Source organism: Cyanobium sp. WKJ7-Wakatipu (assembly GCF_024345355.1).
Lineage (GTDB): Bacteria > Cyanobacteriota > Cyanobacteriia > PCC-6307 > Cyanobiaceae > Cyanobium_A > Cyanobium_A usitatum.
In genome coordinates this window covers 69,230-93,893 of the sequence record NZ_JAGQAY010000004.1, presented here as the reverse complement: position 1 = coordinate 93,893, position 24,664 = coordinate 69,230, and the positions used below count along the sequence as shown (strand labels likewise).

20 protein-coding genes and 1 pseudogene are annotated in these 24,664 nt (G+C 65.1%); 10 read left to right on the top strand and 11 right to left on the bottom strand.

The window, feature by feature from the left end:
- Nucleotides 1–51: 51 nt before the first annotated feature.
- From KBY83_RS03765 to KBY83_RS03755, 3 genes are read left to right on the top strand one after another with little or no spacing between them, the layout of a single operon-like run.
- On the top strand, nt 52–1,083 hold the full coding sequence (locus KBY83_RS03765; RefSeq protein WP_255018380.1) for an SIS domain-containing protein: 1,032 nt from the start codon (nt 52–54) through the stop codon (nt 1,081–1,083).
- Nucleotides 1,080–1,910, top strand: coding sequence for a 3-deoxy-8-phosphooctulonate synthase (kdsA, locus tag KBY83_RS03760; RefSeq protein WP_106632223.1), 831 nt, complete (start codon nt 1,080–1,082; stop codon nt 1,908–1,910). The genes KBY83_RS03765 and kdsA overlap by 4 nt, the downstream gene beginning before the upstream one ends.
- Nucleotides 1,907–2,467, top strand: a complete 561-nt coding sequence (locus KBY83_RS03755) for a KdsC family phosphatase (RefSeq protein ID WP_396093345.1) — start codon at nt 1,907–1,909, stop codon at nt 2,465–2,467. The genes kdsA and KBY83_RS03755 overlap by 4 nt, the downstream gene beginning before the upstream one ends.
- Here the strand turns inward: KBY83_RS03755 and kdsB are convergent.
- The 6 genes from kdsB to KBY83_RS03725 all read right to left on the bottom strand — a co-directional run bounded on the left by kdsB (nt 2,464) and on the right by KBY83_RS03725 (nt 9,270).
- Nucleotides 2,464–3,258 carry a 3-deoxy-manno-octulosonate cytidylyltransferase gene (gene kdsB / locus KBY83_RS03750; RefSeq protein ID WP_255018379.1) on the bottom strand — a complete coding sequence of 265 codons (795 nt, stop codon included), beginning with the start codon at nt 3,256–3,258 and terminating at the stop codon, nt 2,464–2,466. The genes KBY83_RS03755 and kdsB overlap by 4 nt on opposite strands.
- Nucleotides 3,259–3,300: 42 nt before the next feature.
- Entirely contained in the window at nt 3,301–4,467 is a 1,167-nt protein-coding gene (locus KBY83_RS03745; RefSeq protein WP_315858931.1) for a CCA tRNA nucleotidyltransferase, read from the bottom strand.
- A 63-nt stretch (nt 4,468–4,530) separates the two neighbouring features.
- Nucleotides 4,531–6,927 (bottom strand): UvrD-helicase domain-containing protein, encoded by a 2,397-nt coding sequence (locus KBY83_RS03740; protein WP_106632221.1) that lies wholly within the window; start codon nt 6,925–6,927, stop codon nt 4,531–4,533.
- 10 nt (nt 6,928–6,937) lie between these two features.
- A complete protein-coding gene (locus KBY83_RS03735) occupies nt 6,938–7,987 on the bottom strand; it encodes a glycosyltransferase (RefSeq protein WP_255018377.1) in 1,050 nt (349 codons plus the stop codon).
- Nucleotides 7,988–8,020: 33 nt separating this feature from the next.
- Nucleotides 8,021–8,734, bottom strand: coding sequence for a heme oxygenase (biliverdin-producing) (locus KBY83_RS03730; RefSeq protein ID WP_254969536.1), 714 nt, complete (start codon nt 8,732–8,734; stop codon nt 8,021–8,023).
- Between the two features lie 77 nt (nt 8,735–8,811).
- The gene (locus KBY83_RS03725; RefSeq protein WP_255018376.1) at nt 8,812–9,270 is read right to left on the bottom strand and encodes a hypothetical protein; all 459 of its coding nucleotides are present in this window, start codon (nt 9,268–9,270) and stop codon (nt 8,812–8,814) included.
- 83 nt (nt 9,271–9,353) lie between these two features.
- Here KBY83_RS03725 and KBY83_RS03720 point away from each other — a divergent pair, with 83 nt between their 5' ends.
- Genes KBY83_RS03720 through KBY83_RS03710 form a run of 3 tightly spaced genes read left to right on the top strand, consistent with a single transcriptional unit; the run spans nt 9,354 to nt 13,479 of the window.
- Nucleotides 9,354–10,799 carry an NADP-dependent isocitrate dehydrogenase gene (locus KBY83_RS03720; RefSeq protein ID WP_255018375.1) on the top strand — a complete coding sequence of 482 codons (1,446 nt, stop codon included), beginning with the start codon at nt 9,354–9,356 and terminating at the stop codon, nt 10,797–10,799.
- Nucleotides 10,796–12,094 (top strand): (Fe-S)-binding protein, encoded by a 1,299-nt coding sequence (locus KBY83_RS03715; RefSeq protein WP_255018374.1) that lies wholly within the window; start codon nt 10,796–10,798, stop codon nt 12,092–12,094. The genes KBY83_RS03720 and KBY83_RS03715 overlap by 4 nt, the downstream gene beginning before the upstream one ends.
- Complete coding sequence (locus KBY83_RS03710; protein WP_255018373.1) at nt 12,091–13,479, top strand: APC family permease; 1,389 nt, start codon at nt 12,091–12,093, stop codon at nt 13,477–13,479. The genes KBY83_RS03715 and KBY83_RS03710 overlap by 4 nt, the downstream gene beginning before the upstream one ends.
- Here KBY83_RS03710 and KBY83_RS03705 read toward each other — a convergent pair.
- Complete coding sequence (locus tag KBY83_RS03705; protein ID WP_255018372.1) at nt 13,476–14,813, bottom strand: four-carbon acid sugar kinase family protein; 1,338 nt, start codon at nt 14,811–14,813, stop codon at nt 13,476–13,478. The two genes, KBY83_RS03710 and KBY83_RS03705, sit on opposite strands and share 4 nt — an antisense overlap.
- Before the next feature lie 17 nt (nt 14,814–14,830).
- Between KBY83_RS03705 and KBY83_RS03700 the strand changes: the two genes are divergently transcribed.
- Entirely contained in the window at nt 14,831–16,036 is a 1,206-nt protein-coding gene (locus KBY83_RS03700; protein ID WP_261354194.1) for an FAD-binding oxidoreductase, read from the top strand.
- Here the strand turns inward: KBY83_RS03700 and KBY83_RS03695 are convergent.
- Entirely contained in the window at nt 15,933–16,907 is a 975-nt protein-coding gene (locus tag KBY83_RS03695) for an alpha/beta fold hydrolase (protein ID WP_396093340.1), read from the bottom strand. The two genes, KBY83_RS03700 and KBY83_RS03695, sit on opposite strands and share 104 nt — an antisense overlap.
- Nucleotides 16,908–16,922: 15 nt before the next feature.
- Here KBY83_RS03695 and KBY83_RS03690 point away from each other — a divergent pair, with 15 nt between their 5' ends.
- Nucleotides 16,923–17,270, top strand: a complete 348-nt coding sequence (locus tag KBY83_RS03690; protein ID WP_255018370.1) for a hypothetical protein — start codon at nt 16,923–16,925, stop codon at nt 17,268–17,270.
- Here KBY83_RS03690 and KBY83_RS03685 read toward each other — a convergent pair.
- Together KBY83_RS03685 and KBY83_RS03680 are read right to left on the bottom strand one after the other, a co-directional pair.
- Nucleotides 17,230–17,763 carry an isoprenylcysteine carboxylmethyltransferase family protein gene (locus tag KBY83_RS03685; RefSeq protein WP_255018369.1) on the bottom strand — a complete coding sequence of 178 codons (534 nt, stop codon included), beginning with the start codon at nt 17,761–17,763 and terminating at the stop codon, nt 17,230–17,232. The two genes, KBY83_RS03690 and KBY83_RS03685, sit on opposite strands and share 41 nt — an antisense overlap.
- The gene (locus tag KBY83_RS03680; protein ID WP_255018368.1) at nt 17,744–19,099 is read right to left on the bottom strand and encodes a cation:proton antiporter; all 1,356 of its coding nucleotides are present in this window, start codon (nt 19,097–19,099) and stop codon (nt 17,744–17,746) included. Before KBY83_RS03680 ends, KBY83_RS03685 begins: the two co-directional genes overlap by 20 nt.
- Before the next feature lie 131 nt (nt 19,100–19,230).
- Here KBY83_RS03680 and KBY83_RS03675 point away from each other — a divergent pair.
- Nucleotides 19,231–21,652: pseudogene (locus tag KBY83_RS03675) on the top strand (phosphoketolase).
- Complete coding sequence (locus KBY83_RS03670) at nt 21,649–24,171, top strand: glycogen/starch/alpha-glucan phosphorylase (protein WP_255018367.1); 2,523 nt, start codon at nt 21,649–21,651, stop codon at nt 24,169–24,171. Before KBY83_RS03675 ends, KBY83_RS03670 begins: the two are co-directional and overlap by 4 nt.
- Here KBY83_RS03670 and KBY83_RS03665 read toward each other — a convergent pair.
- Nucleotides 24,168–24,647, bottom strand: coding sequence for a hypothetical protein (locus tag KBY83_RS03665; RefSeq protein ID WP_255018366.1), 480 nt, complete (start codon nt 24,645–24,647; stop codon nt 24,168–24,170). The genes KBY83_RS03670 and KBY83_RS03665 overlap by 4 nt on opposite strands.
- Nucleotides 24,648–24,664 lie beyond the last annotated feature (17 nt).

The following is a 24,664-nucleotide window of genomic DNA, read 5'->3' as shown; positions in this document are numbered from 1 at the left end:
GACGACGCGCCGAACCGCCAGCGAGAATGGAGGATCTGCGAGACCAGCGTCTTGTCTGCCCTCACCCGCTGCCTGGAGGAAGAGGCTGCTGCCATAGCAGCTGCTGCCCAGCGCCTGAGCAGCAGCCAGGTGGAGGCCGCTCTGGAACTGCTGGAGGGGTGCCGCCAACGCCGGGCCAAGCTTGTGCTTACCGGCGTGGGCAAGAGCGGCATCGTTGCCCGCAAGATCGCTGCCACCTTTTCTTCAATCGGCCTTACGGCCGTATTTCTCAATCCGGTCGATGCCCTGCACGGCGATCTCGGCATCGTGGCGGCCGACGACGTCGCCCTGCTGCTCTCGAACAGCGGTGAAACAGAGGAGTTGCTGGCGATCCTGCCCCACCTGCGCCGCCGCGGCACGGCCCGGATCGCCCTGGTGGGCCGCCTGGCATCCAGCCTGGCTAATGGCTGCGATGTAGTGCTGGATGGCTCGGTCGATCGGGAAGTTTGCCCGCTAAACCTGGCTCCCACGGCCAGCACGGCGGTAGCTATGGCGATTGGCGACGCCCTGGCGGCAGTGTGGATGGAGCGGGCAGGCATCTCGCCCGAAGACTTCGCCATCAACCATCCAGCCGGCTCACTAGGCCGCCAGCTCACCCTCACCGTGGCCGATTTGATGGTGCCGGCAACAGCGCTGGACGGCCTATCTCCCGAGGCACCCCTGGCCGAGGTGATCGGCCGGCTCACCGAAGGCAGCAACGGCAAAGGCAGTCTTGGGGCCGCCTGGGTGCGGGCCAGCGCAAACCCCGAACTGATGGCCGGGCTGATCACAGACGGCGACCTGCGCCGCAGCTTGCAGCACCATGCCCCCGAGGAGTGGGCTGACCTCCGCGCCGGCTCCATGGCCACTGCTGACCCGATCACAGTGACGCCAGAGGTGCTCGCTGTAGAAGCTCTAAAAGTGATGGAACGCAACCCCCACCAGGCAATTTCAGTGCTGCCAGTCGTGGATCCCGCCCAGCCTCGGCTGCTGCTGGGCCTGCTACGGCTGCACGATCTGGTGCAGGCTGGGTTTACCACCAGTACCGCCGCGGACCGCCCATGACGGCCATTCCCTTCACCTTGATCGCCGGGCCCTGTGTAATCGAAAGCCGCGATTTGGTGCTTCAGATCGCTGAGCAAGTGAGCACGATCTGCGCTCGAGTCGGCATCCGCTACATCTTCAAAGCCAGCTTCGACAAAGCCAACCGCAGCTCAGGCAAGTCGTTTCGCGGCCCGGGCCCCGATGAGGGGCTGAAGATCCTGCAGGAGGTGGGCCAGAGCTTCGGGGTGCCCGTGCTCACCGACATCCACGAGAGTTGTCAGGCGGCGGCGGCGGCCCAGGCTGTGGATGTGCTGCAGATCCCCGCCTTTCTCTGCCGTCAGACCGACCTGCTCGAAGCCGCCGCCAAGGCCGTGGCCGGCACCAGCAAGGTGGTGAACGTCAAAAAGGGGCAGTTTCTGGCGCCCTGGGACATGGCCCAGGTGGTGAACAAAATGCAGGAATGCGGGCTAGATCCCGCCAGCGGCCGCCTATGGCTCACCGAGCGAGGCACCAGTTTTGGCTACAACACCCTTGTGGTCGATTACCGCAGCTTCCCCCAGCTCCAAGCCCTGGGTTGCCCGGTGATCTTCGATGCCACCCACGCCGTGCAGCAGCCCGGCGGCCGTGGCACCAGCACCGGCGGGCAGCGGGAGTTTGTGGCACCGCTTGCCAGAGCTGCAGTCGCCGTGGGGGTGGACGGTTTGTTCATGGAGACCCATCCAGACCCCGACAACGCCCTCAGCGACGGGCCGAACATGGTGCCGCTGCACCGGCTCGAAGCCCTGCTCAGCCAGCTGCTGGCCCTGCGTCAAGTAGTGGCAGCGGGTGTGGCCCCAAGCAGCCTGTGATCCGCCAGCTGCTGCAACGAACCCTGCTGCGGCGCCGGGATCTTGCGGCGATCGAACTGCTGGTTTGTGACGTTGACGGTGTGCTCACCGATGGCGGCTTGCACTACGACGAGCAGGGCCAGGTGGTGAAGCGCTTCGACGTGCGCGACGGCCTGGCGATCCGGATGCTGCAGCGAGCAGGCATTGAGGTGGCCTTTCTCAGCGGCGGGCGCAGCGGCGCCATCGAGCAGCGGGCCCGACATCTGCACGTCAATCACTGTCTGGTGGGCGTCGGCGACAAGCTCAGCGCCCTAAGCCAGCTCCAGGCCCATCTGCAGCTGGAGCGCCAGCAAACCGCCTTCATCGGCGACGACCTCAACGACCTAACAGTGCGCCCGGCTACGGGTCTGCTGATCTGCCCCGCCGACGGCGCCCGGGGCCTGCGCCGCCAGGCCGACTGGGTGCTGCGCCGCCGGGGGGGTGATGGGGCCGTGCGCGAACTAGCTGAAGCCCTGCTGCTGCAGCGGGGGCTGTTGCAAAGCCTCAACCGTGAGGGCTGGCGAGAAGGCAACGCCTAGGCGCCGGCCAACTCAGCGCGAGCAATGGTCCGGGCCTGCTCCAGCTGCTCCGGGGTATCCACCGAGAGGCAGTCCTGCGCCACCTCGTAGGTGAGCAGGGGAATGCCGGCGTCGATAAGCCGCAACTGCTCCAACTTCTCCAGGTCTTCGAGCAGGGAATGGGGCAGCGCCTCCCAGCCAGCCAACACGTCAGCCCGATAGCCATAGAGACCCACATGGCCCCAATAGATGGTGTGCTCGGCCCACTGCTCCGGCGGCACCCCGCGCAAATGGGGCAGGGCACTGCGGGAGAATGTGATGGCGCGACCATCGCGGGCCCGCAGCACCTTCACCACATTGGGATCGTGCAACTTGTCAGCGGTGAGGGGATAGACGGGCGTGAGCACCGGCGGCCGCTGCAGCTGGGCAAACTGAGCCGCCATCGCCTCGATGATCGCCGGATCCAGCAGCGGCTGGTCGCCCTGCACGTTGATCACCAGGGTTTCATCAAAATCAGAGGCCCCGCCCCCCGCGGCAGCCACCAGCTCCGCCACCACGCTGGCCAGGCGTTCACTGCCCGAGCTGCAATGGGGCGAGGTCATCAGCACCGGAAAGCCCCAGCCTTCGGCAAAAGAGCGCACCTGGTCGCTGTCTGTGCACACAACCACGGCCGCCAGACCCTGGGCCTGCCGGCAGCGCTCCAACACATGCTGGAGCACGGGCTTGCCGGCAATATCGGCGAGCAGCTTGCCTGGGAGCCGCGCCGATTCCAGCCGGGCCGGTACGGCCACCACCACTCGGGGAACAGACATCTGGTCAGTCATCCGCCCACGCTAACGAGGGGTCTGCGGCACTCAGATCCGCTCCAAGCGCAGCCGCTCGGCCCGCAGCTCCCTCAGCCTCTGGCCCAACTCGGGGCCTTGCCGCATGCCAGCTGCCAGCAGATCAGCGGCGCTGAGCTCGGCCTTGACCTGGCGCCAGCGCAGCAGCCACCGCAGCAGGGGCCGGCGCGGGCCACTGCCACAGGCCAGGGCCAGGGCCACCGCTTCTGGACTGCAGCCAGCAGCCTCCAGCAGGGCGCACCAGTGCTCGGGCAGCGCCAGAGAGCCCTCCAGCTGCTGCTCCACCAGCCGGCGCCGCAACTCCAACCATTGCGCTAATAAGCGGTGCTGGCGGTGGGGCAACTGCAGCCGCTCCGCCAGGGCGAGGGGTTGGCGCGCTCCCGCCACCAGGGCCACCAGCAGCGGCAACCCCAGCCGAGCAGCCCAGCGCAGCCGCCGCGGCCACTGCGTATCCGCCTGCAGCTCCGGATCAAGCAGCGCCAGAGCGCCCCAGCGCTGCAGTGCCCCCAGAGCTGCCAGCCAGGGCTCGCGCTCCAGCAGTAACTCCAGCTCCATCCGCAGACGCGTGCCCAGGGCTGACGGCGCCTCAGCCGGCGCATCACCCTGCCGCCAAGGCCAAGGCCACTGCGCCAGGGTGGAGGCGGCCTGATCGGCGCTAGCCCCGTCAAGCTCCAGCCCCAGCCGCGCCGCATAGCGGGCGCCGCGCACCAGCCGGGTGGGATCGTCGCGAACGCTGCCGTGATGCAAAAAGCGCAGCTGGCGCAGCTCCAGATCGGCCTGGCCTCCATGGGGATCGAGCAGGGTGCCGCTGACCAGATCCAAGGCCATGGCGTTGATGCTGAAATCACGCCTGGCCAGGTCATCGGCCAGAGAGCCGAAGCTCACCTGAGGATTTTCGGCTGGCACCGGGTAGGTCTCGCAGCGGGCGGTGGCCACATCCAGCAGCACCTGCTGGCCGTCCAAGTTGAGTTCGAGCTCAACGGTGCCGTAAGCGCCGTGCTCCTGGCAGCGCTGCACCACACCCTCCCCCAGCTGGCCAGCCAAGGCGTCAACCAACTCCTTAACCAGCTCTGAAGCCCGGCCCTGCACCACGAGGTCCAGATCGGGCAGCCCCCGCCAGGGATCGTTATGCACCCGGTGCAGCAACAAATCCCGCACCCCTCCACCGACCAATGCCACCGGCCCAACCCCTGACCGGCTCAGGGCTGTCAGCAGGGGCGCTGGAATGCCAGGGATTTCCACCTAGACGGGCTCGATCGGTGCCAGGCGCGGGTCAAGGATTTTGGGCCCCATCCCCTGAAATTTCACTGCAATCGAGACCTTCTCACCACTGCCAAACAGGTGGGTCACCTGACCTTCGCCAAAGCTGCTGTGGCGCAGCCGGTCCCCCACCGCCCAGGTTTTGGTGGCCGCCCGGCGCCGCACCGCATTGGCGGGAGCACCGGCCGCACCGCCGCCAGCTACCTGGCGTGAATCCTCGCGATCCACTCGGGTGAGCCGATCCAGGCGCTGCTCACGGCGAATGGAAGCTCCACCGCTATGGGGAATGTCCCCCTGGATAAGGGCGCTGGGCAGCTCCGAAAGAAACACCGAGGGCACTGCCGGCTCGCGCATACCACCCCAAAGCCGCCGCTCACTGGCATGGGATAGAAACAGCCGCTCTTTGGCCCGGGTGAGGCCCACATAGCAGAGGCGGCGCTCCTCCTCGAGAGCCGAGGGGTCTTCCAAGGAACGATAGCTGGGGAAGAGACCCTGCTCCATTCCCACCAGATACACCACCGGAAATTCCAAGCCCTTACTGGCATGCAGGGTCATCAGGGTGACGCGGTCCTGCTCGGTGTCCTTGCTGTCAGCGTCGCTAGCCAGAGCCGCCGAAGCCAGGAAATCCTCCAGGGAGCCCTCCTCGTTTTCCTCCTGGTATTGCAAGGCAGCATTCACTAACTCATTGAGGTTGCGGCGCCGGTCTTCGGCTTCATCGGTGCCTTCGGTGATCAACTCAGCCACGTAGCCGCTCTGCTCCATCACCCGCTGCACCAGTTCCGAAGGGGCGATGTCTTGAGCACAGGCCTGGAGGCCGTTGATCAACTCGCAAAACTGCAGCAACCCCTTGGCCGAGCGGCCGCCCAAAGAACGCACTGCTTCTGCATCACGGACCACTTCCCAGAGGGGAATGCCGAGCTGGTTTGAGGCGTCGGTGAGTCGCTCGATCGTGGTTTTACCGATGCCGCGCTTGGGGGTATTGAGCACCCGCAACAGGCTGACGGTGTCGGCGGGGTTGACCAGCAGCTTGAGGTAGGCGAGCACATCCTTGATCTCGCGTCGGTCGTAGAAGCGCAGCCCCCCCACCACGATGTAGGGGATGCCCCAGCGCACCAGCGACTCCTCCATCGCCCGCGACTGGGCGTTGGTGCGATACAGCACGGCCATATCGCCCCAGCTGAGATCGGGGTGGGCGGCTTCAAGCATGCGCATGCGGTGCACCACCGCCTCGGCCTCGGCGATCTCGTCATCGCAGCGGGTGAGGGAGATCAATTCGCCCTCACCTCGGGTGGGGCGCAAAACCTTATCGATCCGCTCGGAATTGTGGGCGATCAGGGCATTAGCCGCCTCCAGAATCGTGGCGGTGGAGCGGTAGTTCTCCTCCAGCTTCACCATCGTGGCGGTGGTCTCACTGGCGGCCCCGTCACCGAAGTCGTCCTGAAAGCCCATCAGGATCGTGAAATCGGCGGCGCGGAAGCTGTAGATGCTCTGGTCGGCGTCACCCACCACAAACACCGAGCGCCCATCCCAGTCGTCGTAGTCGGAGGGTTCGCGACCGTTGGTCACCAGCAGCTTGATTAGGTCGTACTGGGTGCGGTTGGTGTCCTGGTATTCATCCACCAGCACATGACGAAAGCGCCGGTGCCAGTAGTTGCGGATCTGCTCGTTCTGGCGCAGCAGCTGCACCGGCAGCAGCAGCAGATCGTCGAAATCGAGAGCGTTGTTGGCGGCCAAGGCCCGCCGGTAGCGCCGGTAGGTCTCCGCCATCAACTTGCCCCGCTGGCCGCCGGCATCGGCTTCAAGCTGCTCGGGCATCCAACCCTGGTTCTTGGCATTGCTGATCGCCCAGCGCACCTTCTTGGGCTCAAAGCGCTTGGGATCTAGCTGCAGCTCCTGGGTGACGATCTCCTTAATCAAGCTCTGAACATCGTTCTCGTCGTAGATCGAGAACTGGCGCGTCCAGCTGAGCCCTTCGGGATCCTTGAACTTGTCGATGTCGAAGCGCAGCAGCCGGGCAAACAGGGCATGAAAGGTGCCGATCCACAGCTCCTTGATCACCTCGCGGTAAATGCGCGAGCGCAGCTGGCGCTGCTCCACCGCCGGCAGGGTGCTCCAGGGCTGGCCGAACTGGCTCTGGGCCAGCTTCTGGGCCAGCAGCAGCTCCAGCCGCTCCTTCATCTCTCGGGCCGCCTTGTTGGTGAAGGTGACGGCGAGCAAATGGGCCGGATCGGCTCCGTGGTGGCCGATCAGGTGGGCGATGCGGTGGGTGAGGGCGCGGGTTTTGCCGCTGCCCGCACCGGCCACCACCAGCAGCGGACCGGTGTGGTGGTCCACCGCCTTGCGCTGGGCGTCGTTGAGGCCGGCGAGAAATGCGCTCATTCCTGAGACCCTAGGCAAGGCGACGGGCCAACCTCTGCCGCCAGCGCTCCAAGCGCAGCTGGAGCAGAGAAGGGGGCCGCAGGGGCGGCTCAGCGGCCTGCAGCCGATCGATGTGGATGTTGATCGCCTCCAGGGCCTGGCGCCAGCGCTGGCGCAGCCGCGGTTCACTGAGCTCATCAAGCAGCTCTTCCAAGCGGCGTGGCGCAGGCAGCCAGGCGGCTGGATCGGCCACCGCCGCAGCGATTCGCTCCCCGTCGGCGGCCAGGCTGCCCATACCGATCTGGTGGGCCAAGCCCCCGGGGTCCAGGTTGTCAGCCAGGGCGTGGTTGAGGCTGCTGAACAGCACGCAGCCACAGGCCAGGGCCTCGATCGGCGGCAGACCAAAGCCTTCGCTCACACCACTGCAGCGCCAGTGGTCTGCGGAGTCGTAAACCACCACCTTGGCGCTGTTGAACAGCCCCACCAGATCTTCCACCCAGCCGTCCTGCACCAGCACCGTGAGCCCGCGGGCCCGCAGGGCTGGCACCAGCTGCTCCAGCACGTAGGCGCTGGTCTTGCGCCGCTGGATCAGCACATCAATCGAGCGGCCGCCCGGCGCCGGCTCAGCGCCGAAATTATGGGGGCGATCACCGCGGGCAATCCAACTGGCCTCCAGGGCATTAGGCACCAGGAACAGCGGATTGCGGCTGGCCCATTGGCCCCAGTAGCCCAGGGTGTTGCGACTCACTGCCAGCACCGGCACCCCGGGGGGCAAGCGGAAGCCGTAGCCGCTGCTATGGGCGTGGTAAGCCACCGGCCGGCCCCGCAACGCCCGCAACTGGCGCGGCACATCAAAGCCCCAGCTCACGATCCACAGGTGGGCAGTGGCGGCGGGGCTGCCTAAGGGTTCAGCCCGGAGCAGATCACCCAGGTAGGGCAGTCCAGGCTCCCGCTGCCGATAGGTGACCAGTTCTGTTGGCACCAGTTCGGCCAGCAGCCGGGCCGTCTGCTGCTCCACCAGCAGGCCACCGCAGCGGTAGCGACCGCTGGTGCCAGGCACCAAAAAGCGAAGGGGGCGCAAGACGCTCAGAGGCTGCGGCCCGCCAACTCTGGCTCAGGCCGCCGCCACTTCCGTGCTGCCCGAACGCTGACGCCGGGTAAGGAAGCCAAACAACACCTTGCCAATGGCGGCGATCAGATTGCCTTCCAGTTCCTGGAACATGGTCATGTTCAGGTGGAAGGCGTGGTTGGCCTCCTCCACAATGCGATCGGCCATGGCTTGGTCGATCGGCAGGGCGTCGAGGGTGGTGCGGTAGTTGGCCTTGAAGCCCTTCTCATCGGGAATAGCCGCGAATTCGTAGAAACGCAGGCCATCGTGCTCGCCCAGGCTCATCGCCTTCTGGGCGATGTTCTTGAGGATCTGGCCGCCGGAAAGATCACCTATGTAGCGGGTGTAGTGGTGACCCACCAGCAGTTCCGGGCACTCCTGAGCCACCTGGTGCAGACGCTCTACGTATTGCTGGGCTCCAGGGGTGGGTTGGACCGCATTACGCCAGTCACCACCGAAATAAAAGGCAAGATCCTGCTCGAGACTTTCGCGCCGGTTCAGCTCTGGAAAAGCCACCGGGCCCACCACCGGATGCTCCCTAAGCCGGCCAAACTCCTCCTCCATGGCCGAGTACACGAAATAAAGGTCGGCCACCAGGGTGCGGTAGCTGGCCTTATCCACCACCCCCTTGAGGAAGCAGCTCACGAAGCCGGTGTTCTCCGCCATCGTGTGGGCCTTTTTGGTGCCTTCACGCAGTTGGGAAGCAAGGGCGACGGCCATCTGACGGGGGCGTTGTACGGGCGAGGCGCCAAGTTAGGCGGGAGTTTTACCGGGGCGCCTGGCAAGGTTGCGAAGGGTTACGCCGCCAGGTTCTGATCGGCCTGCTCGGCGCCACCGAACAGATCAAACAGCTCCCGGGAAAACTGCTGCAACTTCTGCGCCACCTCGGCCTGGGGCAAATGACTGCCTGACGGCTGCCAGTCGCCCACGGTGGCCAGCCGCCAGCGCTCGCTCTCGTAGGTGAGTCCCCGGATCGTCACCCCCAGCAGGCGAGGGCGTTCAGGCCTGCTCCGCCCCGGGGCCCCGTCCAGGCGCAGCTGCACCAGAAAGGAGCGGCACTGGCTGCGCGGACTCCAACCCGGTAGGTGAAAGGAGAGATCCAGGCTCTCCTGCTCCGCAAAGGCACGGGTCAGGGCGTCGTCGCGCCAGGGGGTGAGGTTGGCTCGGGCATCGGGGAAGTGGACGCGAAACAGACTCGCCGCCGCAGCGATTGCCTGGGCAAGTTCAAGGGATTGGGCCTGATCGGCGGCATTCATGCCGTTTCCCCTGAGCAGAACCGCAACATGCTTAAAACCTAGGCTCGCCACACCGATAAGGCCGATCCGGTCAGTAACAGCCCATGGCAACCCGTAGCGCCGCCAGCTTTGAGAAGCTCACCACCCCTGCCAGCGGCACCGCAATTCGCTTCGAAAACGGTCAGCCGATCGTGCCCAACGATCCGATTGTTCCCTTCATCCGCGGTGATGGCACGGGCGTAGACATCTGGCCCGCCACCCAGAAAGTGCTAGACGCGGCGGTATCCCAGGCCTACGGCGGTGAGCGCCGAATTGAGTGGTTCAAGGTTTACGCCGGCGACGAGGCCTGCGACCTCTACGGCACCTATCAATATCTGCCGGAAGACACCCTGAGCGCCATCAAGGAGTACGGCGTGGCGATCAAGGGGCCCCTCACCACACCGATAGGCGGAGGCATCCGCTCGCTCAACGTGGCCCTGCGCCAGATCTTTGATCTCTACTGCTGCGTAAGGCCCTGCCGCTACTACGAGGGCACCCCCAGCCCCCACAAGCGGCCGCAAGACCTAGACGTGATCGTCTATCGCGAAAACACCGAAGACATCTACATGGGGATCGAGTGGGAAGCCAACGATCCGGTGTGCCTCGATCTGATCAAGCACCTCAATGAAGTGGTGATCCCAGCCAACGGCAAGCTGGGCCAGCGCCAGATCCCGGTGGGCTCCGGCATCGGCATCAAGCCCGTGAGTAAGCACGGCAGCCAGCGCCACATCCGCAAGGCGATCCAGCACGCCCTGCGCCTGGAGGGCGACAAGCGCCACGTGACCCTGGTGCACAAGGGCAACATCATGAAGTTCACCGAAGGTGCCTTCCGCGACTGGGGCTACGAGCTGGCCACCACCGAATTCCGCGATGTCTGCATCACTGAGCGGGAGAGCTGGATCCTGGACAACGTCGAGCGCAATCCCGGCCTGAGCATCGAGGCCAATTCCCGCATGATCGAGCCCGGCTACGACAGCCTCACCCCCGAGAAGAAAGTCGCCATTGATGCCGAGGTGCAGGGCGTGCTCAATGCCATCGGCGCCAGCCACGGCGGTGGCAAATGGAAGCAGATGGTGCTTGTCGACGACCGCATCGCCGACAGCATTTTCCAGCAGATCCAGACCCGCCCCGCCGACTACTCGATCCTCGCCACCCTCAACCTCAACGGCGACTACATCTCCGATGCCGCCGCAGCCGTGGTGGGTGGCCTAGGCATGGCCCCCGGCGCCAACATCGGCGACAACGCCGCCATCTTCGAAGCCACCCACGGCACCGCTCCCAAGCACGCCGGCCTCGATCGCATCAACCCCGGCTCGGTGATCCTCAGCGGCGTGATGATGCTCGAATTCATGGGCTGGCAAGAGGCCGCCGACCTAATCACCCAAGGGCTGAGCGCCGCCATCGCCAATGGCGAGGTGACCTACGACCTGGCCCGGCTAATGGAGCCTCCTGTGGAGCCGGTGAGTTGCAGTGGCTTTGCTGATGCTGTGATCCGCCACTTCGGCGGATGAACACCGACCCCTGCGTGCACTGCGGCTTCTGCCTGCCCACCTGCGCCAGCTACCGGGTGCTGGGAACGGAGATGGATTCACCCCGGGGCCGCATCTACACCCTCAAGGCGATCGCCAACGGTGAACTGAGCCTCGATGCCACCGTGGCGAAGCACTTCGACAGTTGCCTGGGCTGTCTCGCCTGCGTCACGGCTTGCCCCTCGGGGGTGCGCTACGACCAACTGATCGAGGCCACGCGCCCCCAGCTCAACGCGCCTGAGCTGCGCAGCTCCGCCCAGCAGGCATTTCGCAAGCTGCTGTTTGCCCTGCTTCCCTACCCTGCGCGGCTTCGGGCCCTGCTCACGCCGCTGCGCCTTTACGCCGGCACCCCCCTGCAGGCCCTGGCCCGCCGCAGTGGGATCACCCGCCTATTCGGCCCCCAACTGGAGGCCCTCGATCAGCTACTACCTCCCTTGCCGCCAGCCAGCTTCCGCGACGACTTCCCCCTGGTAGTGCCCGCCCAGGGTCCTCGCCGCGCCCGTGTAGGGCTGGTGCTGGGATGCGTCCAGCGTCTATTTGATCCAGCCGTGAACCAGGCCGCCGTGCAAGTGCTGAGCGCCAACGGCATCGAGGTGGTGATTCCGCCCAGCCAGGGCTGCTGCGGCGCCGTGACCCACCACCAGGGAGAACTCAGCCAGACCAACGAGCTGGCAATCGGCTTGATCCAAAGCTTCGAGGCCGTAGTGGGCCCAGGCAAGCCCGCCGGGGCCGGGCCTCTCGACGCCGTATTGGTGGCAGCTTCCGGTTGCGGCCACACCATGAAGGCCTACGGGCGGCTCACCGGCAGCAGCTTCTCCGCCCCGGTCGCGGATATTCAGGAGTTCCTCGCCGATCTCGGCCTAAGCCAGCCATTCCTCGCCGCCCTTAAGCCCCTGAGCCACGCTGACGGCGAGCCAGCCAGCGCCAAACGCCCGCTCCAACTGGCTTATCACGACGCCTGCCACATGCTGCATGGCCAGGGCATCAGCAGCCAGCCCCGGGCCCTGCTCAATGCCATCCCCCACATCCAGCTGCGCGAAGCGACAGAAGCGGGAGTGTGCTGCGGCAGCGCCGGCATCTACAACCTGGTGCAGCCTGAGGAGGCCGCCGCCCTTGGGCAGCTCAAGGCCAAAGACCTAGCCGGCACCGGAGCCGAGCTGGCTGTTAGCGCCAACATCGGCTGCAGCCTGCAGATCCGGCGCCACCTGCAGGAGCTGCCCCAGCCGATCCCGGTGCTGCATCCGATGCAGTTGCTGGAGCAGAGCTACAGCGGTTGAGCCAACCCATCCCCGAGCAGCAGCCAGACAACCAGGCCCCTAAAGGCCGACTACTAAACATTCTGGGATTGGGTTTTGGCTTGGCCGGTGCCGTAGGCGGCACGATCGGGGCCGGCATTCTGCGCACTCCGGGCCTGGTGGCAGCCCAATTGCCCTCAGCGGAGCTGGTGCTGGCCGCCTGGCTGGCCGGCGGGCTCTATGCGCTGCTGGGGGCGGTGTGCATAGCCGAATTGGCGGCAGCCTTGCCGAAGGCCGGCGGTTGGTATGTCTACGCCGAGCGGGCCTTCGGCAAGCGCGTGGGCTTTCTGGTGGGCTGGACCGACTGGCTGGCCCATTGCATCGGCCTGGCCTGGGTGGCCACCACCGTGGGGGAATACGGCCAGGCCTTGCTACCCGCCGCGATCCCCCAGGGGCCCTACACGGCCCGAATCCTGGCGCTGCTAGCCATCGGCCTGTTCAGCCTGATTCAGCTGCGAGGCCTGCGCGCCGGCAGCGCCAGCCAGGAATTTCTCAGCCTCGCCAAGGCGGTTGCCTTTCTGGCCCTGGTGGCGGCCTGCTTCCTGCTGCCCATCCAGGCGGCGCCCCCCAACGCGCCACCAGTGCCTGCGCCCATAGCGATAGCGGGCTGGCGGAGCCTGAGCCTGGCAGTGGTGCTGGCCCTACAGGCAGTGATCACCACCTACGACGGCTGGGCCAGCCCCGTTTATTTCGCTGAAGAATTCAGCGAGCCGGGGCGAGATCTGCCCCGCTCCTTGATCGGCGGGGTTCTGGCGGTGCTGGTGCTTTATCTGCTGATCAACCTGGCCCTGCTGCATGTGCTGCCGATCGCCCAGCTGGCCAGCTCAAACCTGCCGGCCGCCGCCGCCGCACGCGCCCTGGCTGGGCCGCTGGGTGGCCTACTGATCACCGCGTTAGCGCTGGTGTCCCTGCTGGGCCTGATCAACACCGTGGTGATGGCCGCCCCGCGCATTTTGTTTGGTCTCAGCCGCGACGGCCTGCTACCGAGCTTTGTTGCCCAAGTGAACGGGGGCGGCACCCCAAGCGCGGCCCTGCTGCTCACCAGCACGGCCGCCGCGGCCCTAGTGCTGGCAGGCTCCTTCGAACGGCTGCTGACCATGGGCGCCGTGCTCTACGTGAGCCTGCCGCTGGCGGGCATTGCCTCCCTGGTGACCCTGCGCCAGCGGGAGCCGGAGCTGCCCCGCCCCTTTCTCACCTGGGGCTATCCCCTGTCCCCCTTGCTGATTACGGCGGTATCCCTGGCCTTCCTTATGGGCAGTACGGCCAACGACTGGCTAAGCAGCCTTGCCGCCCTAGCCCTCGTGGCCACGGGCTACGGCGTCTGCCTGTTGGCGGAGCGACGACCCTTAGCAGAGGCAACGAGTTAATCCGCGCTTTCCAAGCCTTCCATCCAGCGCCAGGCAAGCCGCAGCGTGTCCCCATCACCGAGGTTGCCGGGGAAGGTGAGCACCGGCAGAGGCTCTGGCAGATCAGCCAGCACCAAGGAGAGCCCAGGCAGCAGCTGGCCTTGCAATTCCACTGCCGCCAGAGCCAGACCATCGGCCAGCAGGGTGTGGGTGGTGATGCCCCCCTTGCTGATCATGTAACCCAACTGGGGGGCCAGGGCAGCAGCCAGCCGGGCCATCAGCGCCGCCAGAGCATCGCCTAAGCGGCGGCGCTGCGCCACTGATGCGCACTGGATCTCACCCCGGCTGGTGTACAGCACGGGCGTTTGACCCTGGGCCAGCACCCTCCGCAACTGAACCAGCCAGTCGGCCTCCAGGGAAGCCAGCAGGGGCTCCGGCAGGGGGCCTTCCAGCAGCCGCGCCAGCTTGGCGACGGGCAGCTCCAGCCCCACGCAGCGGGGCTCCGTGAGCAGCTGGGTGAGCTGGGCATCAGCCAAAGGCACGTGGGAGCCCACCAGCACCAAACCTGGCTCAGAGCGGCGCAACCGGGCCAGGGCAGCTCCAGCCAGGGGCTGGGGCGGCAAAGCCGCTAAGGCCTGGATCCAACTGGCCGCCGACTGGGAAAGCACCGCAAGCGGCCAGGCCTGGCGCACCACCTGGGCCAGGGCGGCCAGTTGCTCCGGTCGCTCCCCGTCAACGGCTACCACGGGCCCGCCATCTAGGGCCGCCAATCTCTCCGCCAGGGCCTGGCCGCCATCAGCGGCGGCGTAATCCAACTCGGCGCCCGTCAGACGCTTGACCTGGTGTGCGGCGATACGGCCCCCGCTTTTTTCCTCCACCCAAACCGGCAGATCGCTGCTGGCGTAGCCAAACAGGCGGTCGCGGGCGAAGGCGGTTTCGTGCACGGGCTGGCCGTGCAGGCGATGCACCCCGTCCACCGTGGTGCGGCCCCCCTCAAAAAAGGCCGGGATCAACAAGGTGGCCGCAAAGGGGCCGAGCTCGGCCGCGATCACCTCCACCTCTAACGGGAAGTGACCTCGCAGGGTGGAGTCGCCGCGACTCACCAGCCACCAACGCTCAATGCCTGCCAGGGGCAGGGCCGCGGCCAGAGCCCGGCAGATCTGGCGCACCCGCTCCGCGGCTGCTTCCGGCGCCAGGGCCCGGGTGTTAGCCAGCAGAAACAGCAGCGGCGAAGGGTGCCGCAGCCCCGCCGCCAGGGTGGCGGCATCCCAGCGCAGCAGCAGCGGGCAGCTATGCACCGTCTGGGAGCCGGTGGGGTCATCGTCGATGACGATGATTTTGGAGGAGGCGGCCATGGCACCATCGTGCCGTGATGACTCCGGAGCCCAGGGAGCTGCAGGAGCTGGTGCGCGAGCTGCACCAGCAGGCTGCGCCCTGGCAACCCGCCGGCCTAGGCAGCCGACTCAACTGGGGGCCGCCAGTTATGGGCGGCAGCACCACCGTGAGCTGTAGGCGGCTGAGCGGCATCGTTGAGCACAGCCCTGGCGATTTCACTGTGACGGCCCTAGCCGGCACGCCCCTGGTCGAATTGCAAGCCGAGCTGGCCCACCACGGGCAATGGCTAGCCGTTGACTGGCCCTGGGGCAGTGGCCTGGGCGGCCAAGCCAGCGGCAGCCTGGGCGGCCTGGTGGCAAGAGGCCTGGCCGGCGGTCTGCGCCAGCGCTATCTGGGCGTGCGCGACCAGATAATTGGCCTGGAATTGATCCGCAGCGACGGCACCCGCGCCCGGGCCGGGGGCAAGGTGGTGAAAAACGTGGCCGGGTACGACCTGATGCGCCTGATGGCAGGCAGCTGGGGGTCCTTAGGACTGATCAGCAGCCTCACCCTGCGCACCATGCCGGAGCCACCCCAGCGGCGCGGACTGAAGCTGGAAGGGCCGCTAGAAGCCCTCGGCCAACTGGCCTCCTGGCTGCTGGGCTCCAGCCTCAGCCCGGAGCGGATCGACTGGTGTCGCCCCTCTGCCGCCGAAGAAGACGGCACCGGACTGCTAATCAGCCTGGCCAGCATCAACGCCCTCACTCTCAATGAGCAGATCAGCTGCATCGCCGCCAAGGCTGCTGCCTTGGCAATCACGGCCCAAACTCTTCAACCTGCCGAACTCGCAAGCCTGGTAGGCCAAAGCCAAGGGCCTGAAACTGGTTCCAGCGACTGGTTGCTGCGGCTGGCGGTGCGCCCCAACCAGGCGACTGCCCTCCTCAACGATCCAGCCCTGGCCGGCTTGCCGGTGGTCCTGGGGGCTGGCAGTGGCTTAGGTCTCGCCTGGGCAACTGCCTCAGCCCTACCCACCTACAAGGTGGAGGCGCTCAGGCGCCATTGCCAGCAGTTTGGTGGCTACCTGACGGTGCTGTGCCAGCCCGCCAGCAGCCAACTGCCGGCCTGGCTGGATGCCCCGTCGCGGCCCATGATCGAAGCCATCAAACGGCAGTTTGACCCGAAGCAGCAACTGTCGCGCGGCCGTCTGCCTGGAGTGGATCTGCCTGGAGTGGGTCTGCCTGGAGTGGAGCCGCCCCGGAGCTGAGGCCGGCGGTCCAGTCGAGCAGGGCAGCATTCACCTGATCTGGCACCTCGTCATGGGGACAATGACCCGCCTCGAGCACCACCTCCCTGGTCCCTGCCGGAGCATGGCGCTGGAAAGCAGCCCGCCGGCCCACGGCATTGATCCAGGGGTCGCGGATGCCCCAGAGCAACAGCAACGGACATGTCAGCTGGGCAAACAACTCATCGAGGGGCTGGCCGCGGGGGATATCAAACACGGTGCGGAAAACACCGAAGGCCCCCGGATCCAGCGACGGCCGCCGGATCGCCTCCACCAAGGCTTCATCGACGTTGGTCTTGTCGAGATACACCTGGTTGAGGGTGCGGCGAATCGTGGCCGGCCGGCGCAAATTTTCAAACAACAACCGCTGCAGCACCGGGCTTTTGAGCAGGGCTCCCGCAATGGTCTGGCGGGTGATCGCTCCCCATCCCTTAGGCGGCGCCTGCTCATCGCTGAAGGGCCCTGCCGCATTCAGCAGCACCACCCCGGCCGCCTGGTCCCCCAGGGCAGCACCAGCCGCCAGGGCTGAAAAACCGCCAAGGGAATTGCCCGCCAGCACCGTCGGCCGGCCGATGCGCTCGTTCACATAGGCAGCCAGCTGGTCGCGCCAGAGGGGGCCGCCGTAGGCAAGCTCGGCCGGCTTGGCGCTGCGACCGAAACCCAGCAGGTCGATGGCGTGCACCTCATGGCGCTGGGCCAGCACGGGAATGTTGTGGCGCCAGTGGTCCGTGGAAGCACCAAAGCCATGCACCAGCAGGATCGCGGGGCCCTCGGGCTCAGCTGGCGCCGCTGCGATGGCGTGCACTGGATGGCCGGCGTAGCTCCAGGGCTGGGGTACGGACACGGAAGCCACCTTGATGCGTCCAGGGTGGTCGATGCTAGGGAGATCTGCGGCGCGCCATTGCCCCTCACCAGCCCTGACTGGAGCCCCTTCCTGCCGGGGATCGCCCTGTGGGCCCTGGCCCTCTACCTCCCCTTGAGCGGCCCCCTGGCGCGCCTGGAGGAAGCCCTGGCCGCGGGCTCCCTGCCGAGCCCTGTCCAGCAGGTGATGCTGGTGATTAGCAGCTTGCTGCTGGCCTTGGCCATCGGGGTGCTGGCCGACCTGGGCCTGAGCTGGGCCCTGGGCCCCGACTGGGCCAGCAGCCTCGGCCTGATCGCCGCAGGCTGGGGGCTGTTCACAGCGCTCGCCAGTCGAGCCAGGGAAGACGGGGAATGATTGCTGGTGTGCGGGCCCTGTAGGCGGCGTAATCGGGATAGGCAAGCTCAAGGGCCCGCTCCTCGCGGCGCGCCTTACCGCCCAGCACGGCCACCAGGGCCAGCAGCAAGGCCAGATGCAGCAGGCTGCCCAGGGCCAAACTCACCCCCAGGGAACAAAGCAGCACCGCTTGATAGAGGGGGTGACGGCAACGGCCATAGGCCCCGCTTGTCACCAACGGGGCGCCAGGAATCGGATCAGGCAGGGGCGTGAGGCTGGAACCCAGCCCCCAGAACGCCTGGACCGCCAACACCAGACCCAGCAGCAGTAAAATGGCACCTGCTAAGGCCAGCGGCAGGGGCCAGGCATAACCCCAGGCACCGGGGGCAGGCCAGGGCGGCAGCAGGTGGGCGGCAATCAGGGCCAGCTGGGCGAGCAGCCACCACTCACCGCGGCGGTTGTCTAGCCAGCCCCCCCAACTCAGGCCCCAGCGCTCAGGTTGGAATTTCGGCAAGTGGATCAAGATCCGGACCTCCAGCGCTGCCACCGAGCACCAGTCTGAGCAGGATCGGCGCCAGGAAGGTGGTGCCGATCACCATCAGCAAAATTGCGGCCTCCAGCGGCTTGGTAAGCAACCCAGCCTGGGTACCCAGGCCAAGAAAAATCAAGCCCACCTCGCCGCGGGGCATCATCCCCAAACCAACCACCAACCGGTTGGTTTTCTCCTTGCTGAAGTAGCTCCAGCCGGTTGCCACCTTGCCGGCAATCGCCACAGTGAGCAGGAAGGCCGCCACGATCAATCCCTCCCGGTTTTCAGGGTTCAGGGGATTGAGCACCGACAGATCCATGCCAGTGCCAATAAGCACAAAGAAGATCGTGGCAAACAGGGCAACTAGGGGCTTAACGGTTTCCTGGATCGCATGGGTGTGCTTAGAAGAGCTGAGAATCAAGCCTGCAGCGAAAGCCCCAAGAGCCGCTTCCAGGCCGATCGCCTGGGCCACAAAACAGCAGAGCGACAACACCACGAAGGCCGCCACCACCACTTCGCCAGGGGCCTTGAGCTGATCGAGCAGCCAGTCGAACCCAGGAGCAGCAGTGCGGCTCAGGAACAGGGCTGCCGCCACAAACACCGCTGCCGCCGCAACCAACTTCAGAATCGGGCCAAGGGTGAAGCCCTCGCCGCCAGCCAGGCTCACCACCACAGCCAAAATGACGATGCCAAGAATGTCATCGAGTACGGCTGCGCCGATCACCGTCTGCCCCTCGCGGGTGCGCAGAAACTTCAACTCACCAAACACACTGGCGGTGATGCCGATGCTGGTGGCCGTCATCGCCGCACCGGCGAAGATCGCCGGAATCAGGGGCACATGGAAGATGTAATACAGGCCCGCAGTGCCTAGGGCAAAGGGAAGCACCACCCCGGTTACGGCAACGGTGGTGGCCTGGGCACCCACGGCTACCAGCTCATCAAGCTCGCTTTCCAGTCCGGTGAGAAACAACAGGGCAAACAGGCCGATCTGGGAGACCGCCTGCAGATTCGGGAAGGTCTCGGCGTAGATCTCCTGAACCATTTCTGGTGAGAGGTCGGCCAGAGAGCTGAGCAAGCCCAAGCCCCAACTGCTGAGTTGGATCTGGGTTTCGGGCGGCACGATCAAATGCAGGCCGGAAACGCCAATCAGAACGCCAGCTACCAGCTCCCCCAGGATCGTGGGCAACTGCACTCGCACCATCAGCTCCGCCAGCAGCCTGGCCGCCACGAAGATCACCAGAAACTCCCCCACCGAAATCAGGGTTTCAGCAACTTCGGCTTGGTGACTGCCGATTTCAAGCAAAAGCGCTGGCAGAACCATGGATAGGTGAGTTCGCGGTAGTGGGAGGCGCGACCTTAAAGCCGCCCGCGCCAAGGTGTTTGGACCCTGATCACTATCAGGCCGTGGGATTGGGCTTTGGCAACCGTGGCTACGGTTTGAATATCGAGTAGATGACGCGGGTAATGGCAGAGCAACTGCAGCGTCTTGATGCCTGGTGGCGGGCCGCCAACTATTTAGCGGTGGGGATGATCTACCTGCAGGACAACCCCCTGCTGCGCGAACCGCTGCAACCTGCCCATATCAAAAGCCGGCTGCTGGGGCATTGGGGCTCGAGCCCGGGTCAATCTTTTATCTGGGCCCATGCCAACCGGGTGATCCGGTCCCACGACCTCGACATGATTTATCTGTCGGGCCCGGGCCATGGCGCCCCTGGGGTGCTGGCGCCCACCTACCTCGACGGCTCCTACAGCGAGATCTATCCCGACAAGTCGACGGATGCTGCCGGCATGCAGCGCTTCCTTAAGCAGTTTTCCTTCCCCGGCCACATCGGTAGCCACTGCACACCCGAAACCCCTGGCTCAATTCACGAGGGCGGCGAGCTGGGCTACGTGCTCTCCCACGCCTGCGGGGCGGTGTTCGACAACCCCAGCCTGATCGCCCTGGCCTGCGTAGGCGATGGCGAAGCGGAAACCGGGCCCCTGGCCACCAGCTGGCACATCAACAAGTTCCTCAACCCCGCATCCGACGGCGCCGTGCTGCCGGTGTTGCACCTCAACGGCTACAAAATCGCCAACCCCACCCTGCTGGCCCGCATCCCCAGGGAGGAGCTAGCCAGCTTGATGCGGGGCTACGGCTGGGAGCCCCTGTTTGTGGAAGGCAGCGAGCCGATGGCGATGCACCAAGCCATGGCAGCCGCCATGGACAGCGCCATAAACCGCATCCAAGAGGTGCAGGCGGAGGCCCGCCGCAGCGGCGATCCCACCAACGTCAACCGACCCCGTTGGCCCATGATCGTGTTGCGATCGCCTAAGGGCTGGACAGGGCCGGCGGAGCTGAATGGCAAAAAGCTGGAAGGCTTCTGGCGCAGCCACCAGGTGCCCCTGCCCGATCCCAAGCGAGACCCGGCCCAGCTAGGGCAACTCGAGGCCTGGCTGCATAGCTACCGCCCTGGCGAACTCTTTGATGGGCAGGGCAGCCTGATACCCGAGCTGCGCGCCCTCTCGCCAAGTGGCCAGCGCCGCATGGGCTCCAACCCCCATGCCAACGGTGGGCTGCTGCGCCGCCGCCTGAATCTGCCGCCGGTCCATACCTATGCCGTGCCCGTTGAGCAACCGGGCCAGCACGAGGCCGAAAACACCGCTCCCCTGGGGGAGCTGCTGCGCGATGCCATCGCCCTGAACCCCGATTCCGTGCGCGTGTTCGGACCGGATGAAACCGCCTCCAACCGGCTGCAAGCCATCTACGAGATCAGCAAAAAGGTGTGGATGGAGGAATTTCTGCCGGAAGACCTCAACGGCAGCGAACTCTCCCGCAGCGGCCGCGTTGTCGAGATGTTGAGCGAACACACCTTGGTGGGAATGATGGAGGGCTACCTACTCACCGGCCGCCATGGTTTTTTTCCACACCTATGAGGCCTTCGCCCATGTGATTGCCTCGATGTTTAACCAACACGCCAAGTGGCTGGAATCCTGCATTCACCACGCCCCCTGGCGCGCGCCTATTTCCCCCTGGAACTGCCTGATCTCCAGCACCGTGTGGCGCCAAGACCACAACGGCTTCACCCACCAGGATCCTGGCTTCATCGATCTCGCCGGCAACAAAAGTGGCGAAGTGGTGCGGGTCTACCTGCCGGCCGATGCCAACAGCCTGCTGGCGGTAGCTGAACAGGCGCTACAGGAAACAAACGTGTGCAACATCATCGTTTCTGACAAACAGAAGCACCTGCAATATCTAACTCTGGAGCAGGCCCGGGCCCACGTAGCCAAGGGCATCGGCCTATGGAGCTGGGCGAGCAACGACGAGTGCGGCACTGAACCAAATGAACCTGATGTGGTGATGGCCTGCGCTGGCGACATCCCTACCAAGGAAACCCTTGCCGCAGTTGAAATTCTGCGGCGTGAGATCCCGAGCCTAAAAATACGAGTGCTCAATGTGGTGAAGCTATTTGCTCTCACCACTCCGGGCGAACACCCCCATGGCCTCAGCGATCGGGACTTCAACAGCCTGTTCACCACGAATCGACCGGTGATCTTTAATTTTCACGGCTACCCGTGGCTAATCCACCGACTCACCTACCACCGCACCAACCACATCAACTTCCATGTGCGCGGATATAAGGAGAAAGGCAACATCAACACCCCTCTGGAGCTGGCGATGAACAATCAGATCGACCGCTTCAACTTGGTTATTGATGTGATTGACCGGGTTGCGGGCCTGGGCTCCCGCGCTGCCCACGTCAAAGAGCGCATGAAGGAGGGGATTTTGGCCAATCGGGCCCACGCCCATGAGCACGGCATGGATGCGGAGGATGTCACCAACTGGCGATGGAACCCACTGCCTGCAGCGGCCCATGCGGGAGAATCACTCATATGAGCGACTTCCAACCCAGCAACCTGCGTCTGCCCACCCCGGGCTGCTACGCCGACCCAGATCGCAGTGGCCTGACCGCGGAAAACGTGTTCGACGGCATGACCGAACACCTTTTTTACACGCTCGGCAAGCTCGCCCCCACGGCCAGCCGCCACGACCTCTACATGGCCCTCAGCTACGCGGTGCGCGACCGGCTGATGACCCGATACCTGGCTGGCATTGAGGCGCTCAGTGCCACCCCGACTCGAGTGGTGGCCTACCTCTCGGCTGAATTTCTGATCGGGCCCCAATTGGGCAACAATCTGTTGATGCTGGGCATCCAGCAAGAAGCGGCAGAAGCCTTGCGCCGTTTCGGCATCAACGACATCAACGAGATCCTCGATGTCGAGGAAGAGCCTGGCCTGGGCAACGGAGGCCTGGGGCGGCTGGCGGCCTGCTTCCTGGAGTCGCTGGCCTCGCTGGAAATCCCAGCCACCGGCTACGGCATCCGCTACGAATTCGGCATTTTTGACCAGCTGATTCGCGATGGCTGGCAGGTGGAAATCACCGATAAGTGGCTCAAGAGCGGCTGGCCCTGGGAGCTACCCCACCCCGATCAAGCCTGCTTCGTGGGCTTCGGTGGCCACACCGAGAGCTATCGCGATGAGCACGGCACCTACCGGGTGCGCTGGATTCCGGCAGAGCACGCCATCGGCATTCCCCACGACGTGCCGGTGCTGGGCTACCGGGTTAACACCTGCGACCGGCTGAGGTTGTGGCGAGCCGATGCCGCCGAATCGTTTGACTTCTATGCCTTCAACAGCGGCGACTATTACGGCGCCGTAGAGGAAAAGGTGGGCTCCGAGACCCTCTCCAAGGTGCTCTATCCCAACGACGGCACAGATGAGGGTCGGCGCCTGCGCCTGAAGCAGCAGCACTTCTTCGTGAGCTGCTCCCTGCAGGACATGATCCGCAACCTCGATGCCCGCGGCATCCCGATCACGGATTTCCCCGATCACTGGGCGGTGCAGCTAAACGACACCCATCCGGCCATCGCCGTGGCAGAGCTGATGCGCCTGCTACTCGATGACAAGCACCTGGACTGGGAGGTCGCCTGGAACATCACCAGTCGCGCGCTCTCATACACCAATCACACCCTGCTGCCGGAAGCCCTCGAGAAGTGGGGCTTGGGGCTATTTGGCTCCCTGCTACCCCGCCACCTGGAGCTGATCTACGAGATTAACCGCCGCTTCTTGCAACAGGTGCGTTTGAAATATCCGGGCAACGAGCAGATCCTGCGCAAGGTCTCGATCATCGATGAGGAGGGCGACAAGGCAGTCCGCATGGCCAATCTGGCCACCGTTGCTTCCCACCACGTCAACGGCGTAGCAGCCCTGCACAGCGAACTGGTCAAAACCGAGCTTTTTCCAGAATTCGCGGCCCTATGGCCCGAGAAATTCACCAATGTCACCAACGGCGTCACCCCTAGGCGCTGGGTGGCCCTGGCCAATCCCCAGCTGTCGGCCCTGCTGAATGAATCGATTGGCACCGGCTGGATTAACAATCTTGATGAGCTGCGCCACCTGGAGCAGTTCGTCGACGACAGCAGCTTCCTCGAGCGCTGGGAGGCCACCAAGCTGGGCGTTAAGGGCCAGCTGAGTAATTACATCCATCGCCACACGGGTGTGCTGGTAGATCCCACCTCCCTGTTCGATGTGCAGGTGAAGCGGATCCACGAATACAAGCGCCAACACCTAAACGCCCTGCAGGTGGTGGCCCAGTACCTGCGCATCAAGAATGGTCAGGCTGAGGGTATGGCCCCGCGCACGGTGATCTTCGGCGGCAAGGCAGCACCTGGCTACTACATGGCCAAGCTAATTATTCGTTTCATCAACGGCATCGCCGAAACGATCAACGCAGACCCCGACATGGAGGGCCGGCTGCGGGTGATCTTCCTGGCTGATTACAACGTCAAGCTGGGTGAGCGGGTTTATCCCGCCTCCGACCTCTCGGAGCAGATCTCCACCGCCGGCAAGGAAGCCTCCGGCACCGGCAACATGAAGTTCGCCATGAATGGGGCGCTGACCATCGGCACTCTCGATGGCGCCAACGTGGAAATCCGCGAACAGGTGGGTGCCGAGAACTTCTTCCTGTTTGGCAAGACCGCTGAGGAGATCTCCGAGCTGTCCCAGTCGGGTTATCGCCCCTGGGAGCTGATCGGGGGAATGCCCGAGTTGGCCGAGATCCTGCGACTGGTGGAGCAGGGCCACTTCAGCAATGGGGATGGCGACCTATTTAGGCCGCTGCTGCAAAACCTCACCGGCCGGGATCCCTTCTTCGTGCTGGCCGACTTCAACGACTATCTGCGGGCCCAGTCCGAGGTCGACCTGGCCTGGGCCGACAGGGGTCGCTGGAACCGCATGTCGTTGCTGAATTCAGCCCGCAGTGGCTTCTTCTCTTCAGATCGCTCAATCCGCGACTACGCAGAGCGGATCTGGAAAGCCGAAAGCTTCCCGGTCACGATCACCTGCGAGCTCGATTAACCGGGCAAGTCTGGAGTTTGGTGGAGCAGCCGATTCAGCCTTAGGCGATCGGCATTAAGCGGATCAGGGGCCAGCTCACCGGCCACTTCCCGAAACTTTTGCTCCACCTCGTCGGGCACCCGCACGTCAAAGATGCGCTCCATCAGCGCCTCAATGGAGAAGAGGTGAGCATTGATGTTTTCCAGGTCCGCCATGGCCTGCTGGAAGGCATCGGGCTCAGCGCCCTCATCCTCAACAGCCCCTGTACCTGCCCCTTGGCCGCCAGGAGCGGCATTGGCCTGACTGGCGGCAGCTTCACTTGCCTCCTGCTGCTTCTGCAACTCTTCCATCACCCGGCCTGCCAGGGTGCGAAAAGATTGCAGCGCAGCCCAATTGAGCTCCTGCTGCTGACGCAGGGTGGGGTTTTCACGGATCAATCGGTCATGTTCCCGATAGAACCGCTGGCAATCAGGGCATTGGCAGGGCTCTTCTGGCACCGCACTCCCTTTGGATC

Excerpts from the sequence above, each read along its gene's own strand:
- kdsA (WP_106632223.1), top strand. The coding sequence starts at position 1,080 with ATGACGGCCATTCCCTTCACCTTGATCGCCGGGCCCTGTGTAATCGAA.
- kdsB (WP_255018379.1), bottom strand. The coding sequence starts at position 3,258 with ATGTCTGTTCCCCGAGTGGTGGTGGCCGTACCGGCCCGGCTGGAATCG.
- KBY83_RS03740 (WP_106632221.1), bottom strand. The coding sequence starts at position 6,927 with ATGAGCGCATTTCTCGCCGGCCTCAACGACGCCCAGCGCAAGGCGGTG.
- KBY83_RS03730 (WP_254969536.1), bottom strand. The coding sequence starts at position 8,734 with ATGGCCGTCGCCCTTGCTTCCCAACTGCGTGAAGGCACCAAAAAGGCC.
- KBY83_RS03725 (WP_255018376.1), bottom strand. The coding sequence starts at position 9,270 with ATGAATGCCGCCGATCAGGCCCAATCCCTTGAACTTGCCCAGGCAATC.
- KBY83_RS03720 (WP_255018375.1), top strand. The coding sequence starts at position 9,354 with ATGGCAACCCGTAGCGCCGCCAGCTTTGAGAAGCTCACCACCCCTGCC.
- KBY83_RS03715 (WP_255018374.1), top strand. The coding sequence starts at position 10,796 with ATGAACACCGACCCCTGCGTGCACTGCGGCTTCTGCCTGCCCACCTGC.
- KBY83_RS03705 (WP_255018372.1), bottom strand. The coding sequence starts at position 14,813 with ATGGCCGCCTCCTCCAAAATCATCGTCATCGACGATGACCCCACCGGC.
- KBY83_RS03700 (WP_261354194.1), top strand. The coding sequence starts at position 14,831 with ATGACTCCGGAGCCCAGGGAGCTGCAGGAGCTGGTGCGCGAGCTGCAC.
- KBY83_RS03680 (WP_255018368.1), bottom strand. The coding sequence starts at position 19,099 with ATGGTTCTGCCAGCGCTTTTGCTTGAAATCGGCAGTCACCAAGCCGAA.
- KBY83_RS03670 (WP_255018367.1), top strand. The coding sequence starts at position 21,649 with ATGAGCGACTTCCAACCCAGCAACCTGCGTCTGCCCACCCCGGGCTGC.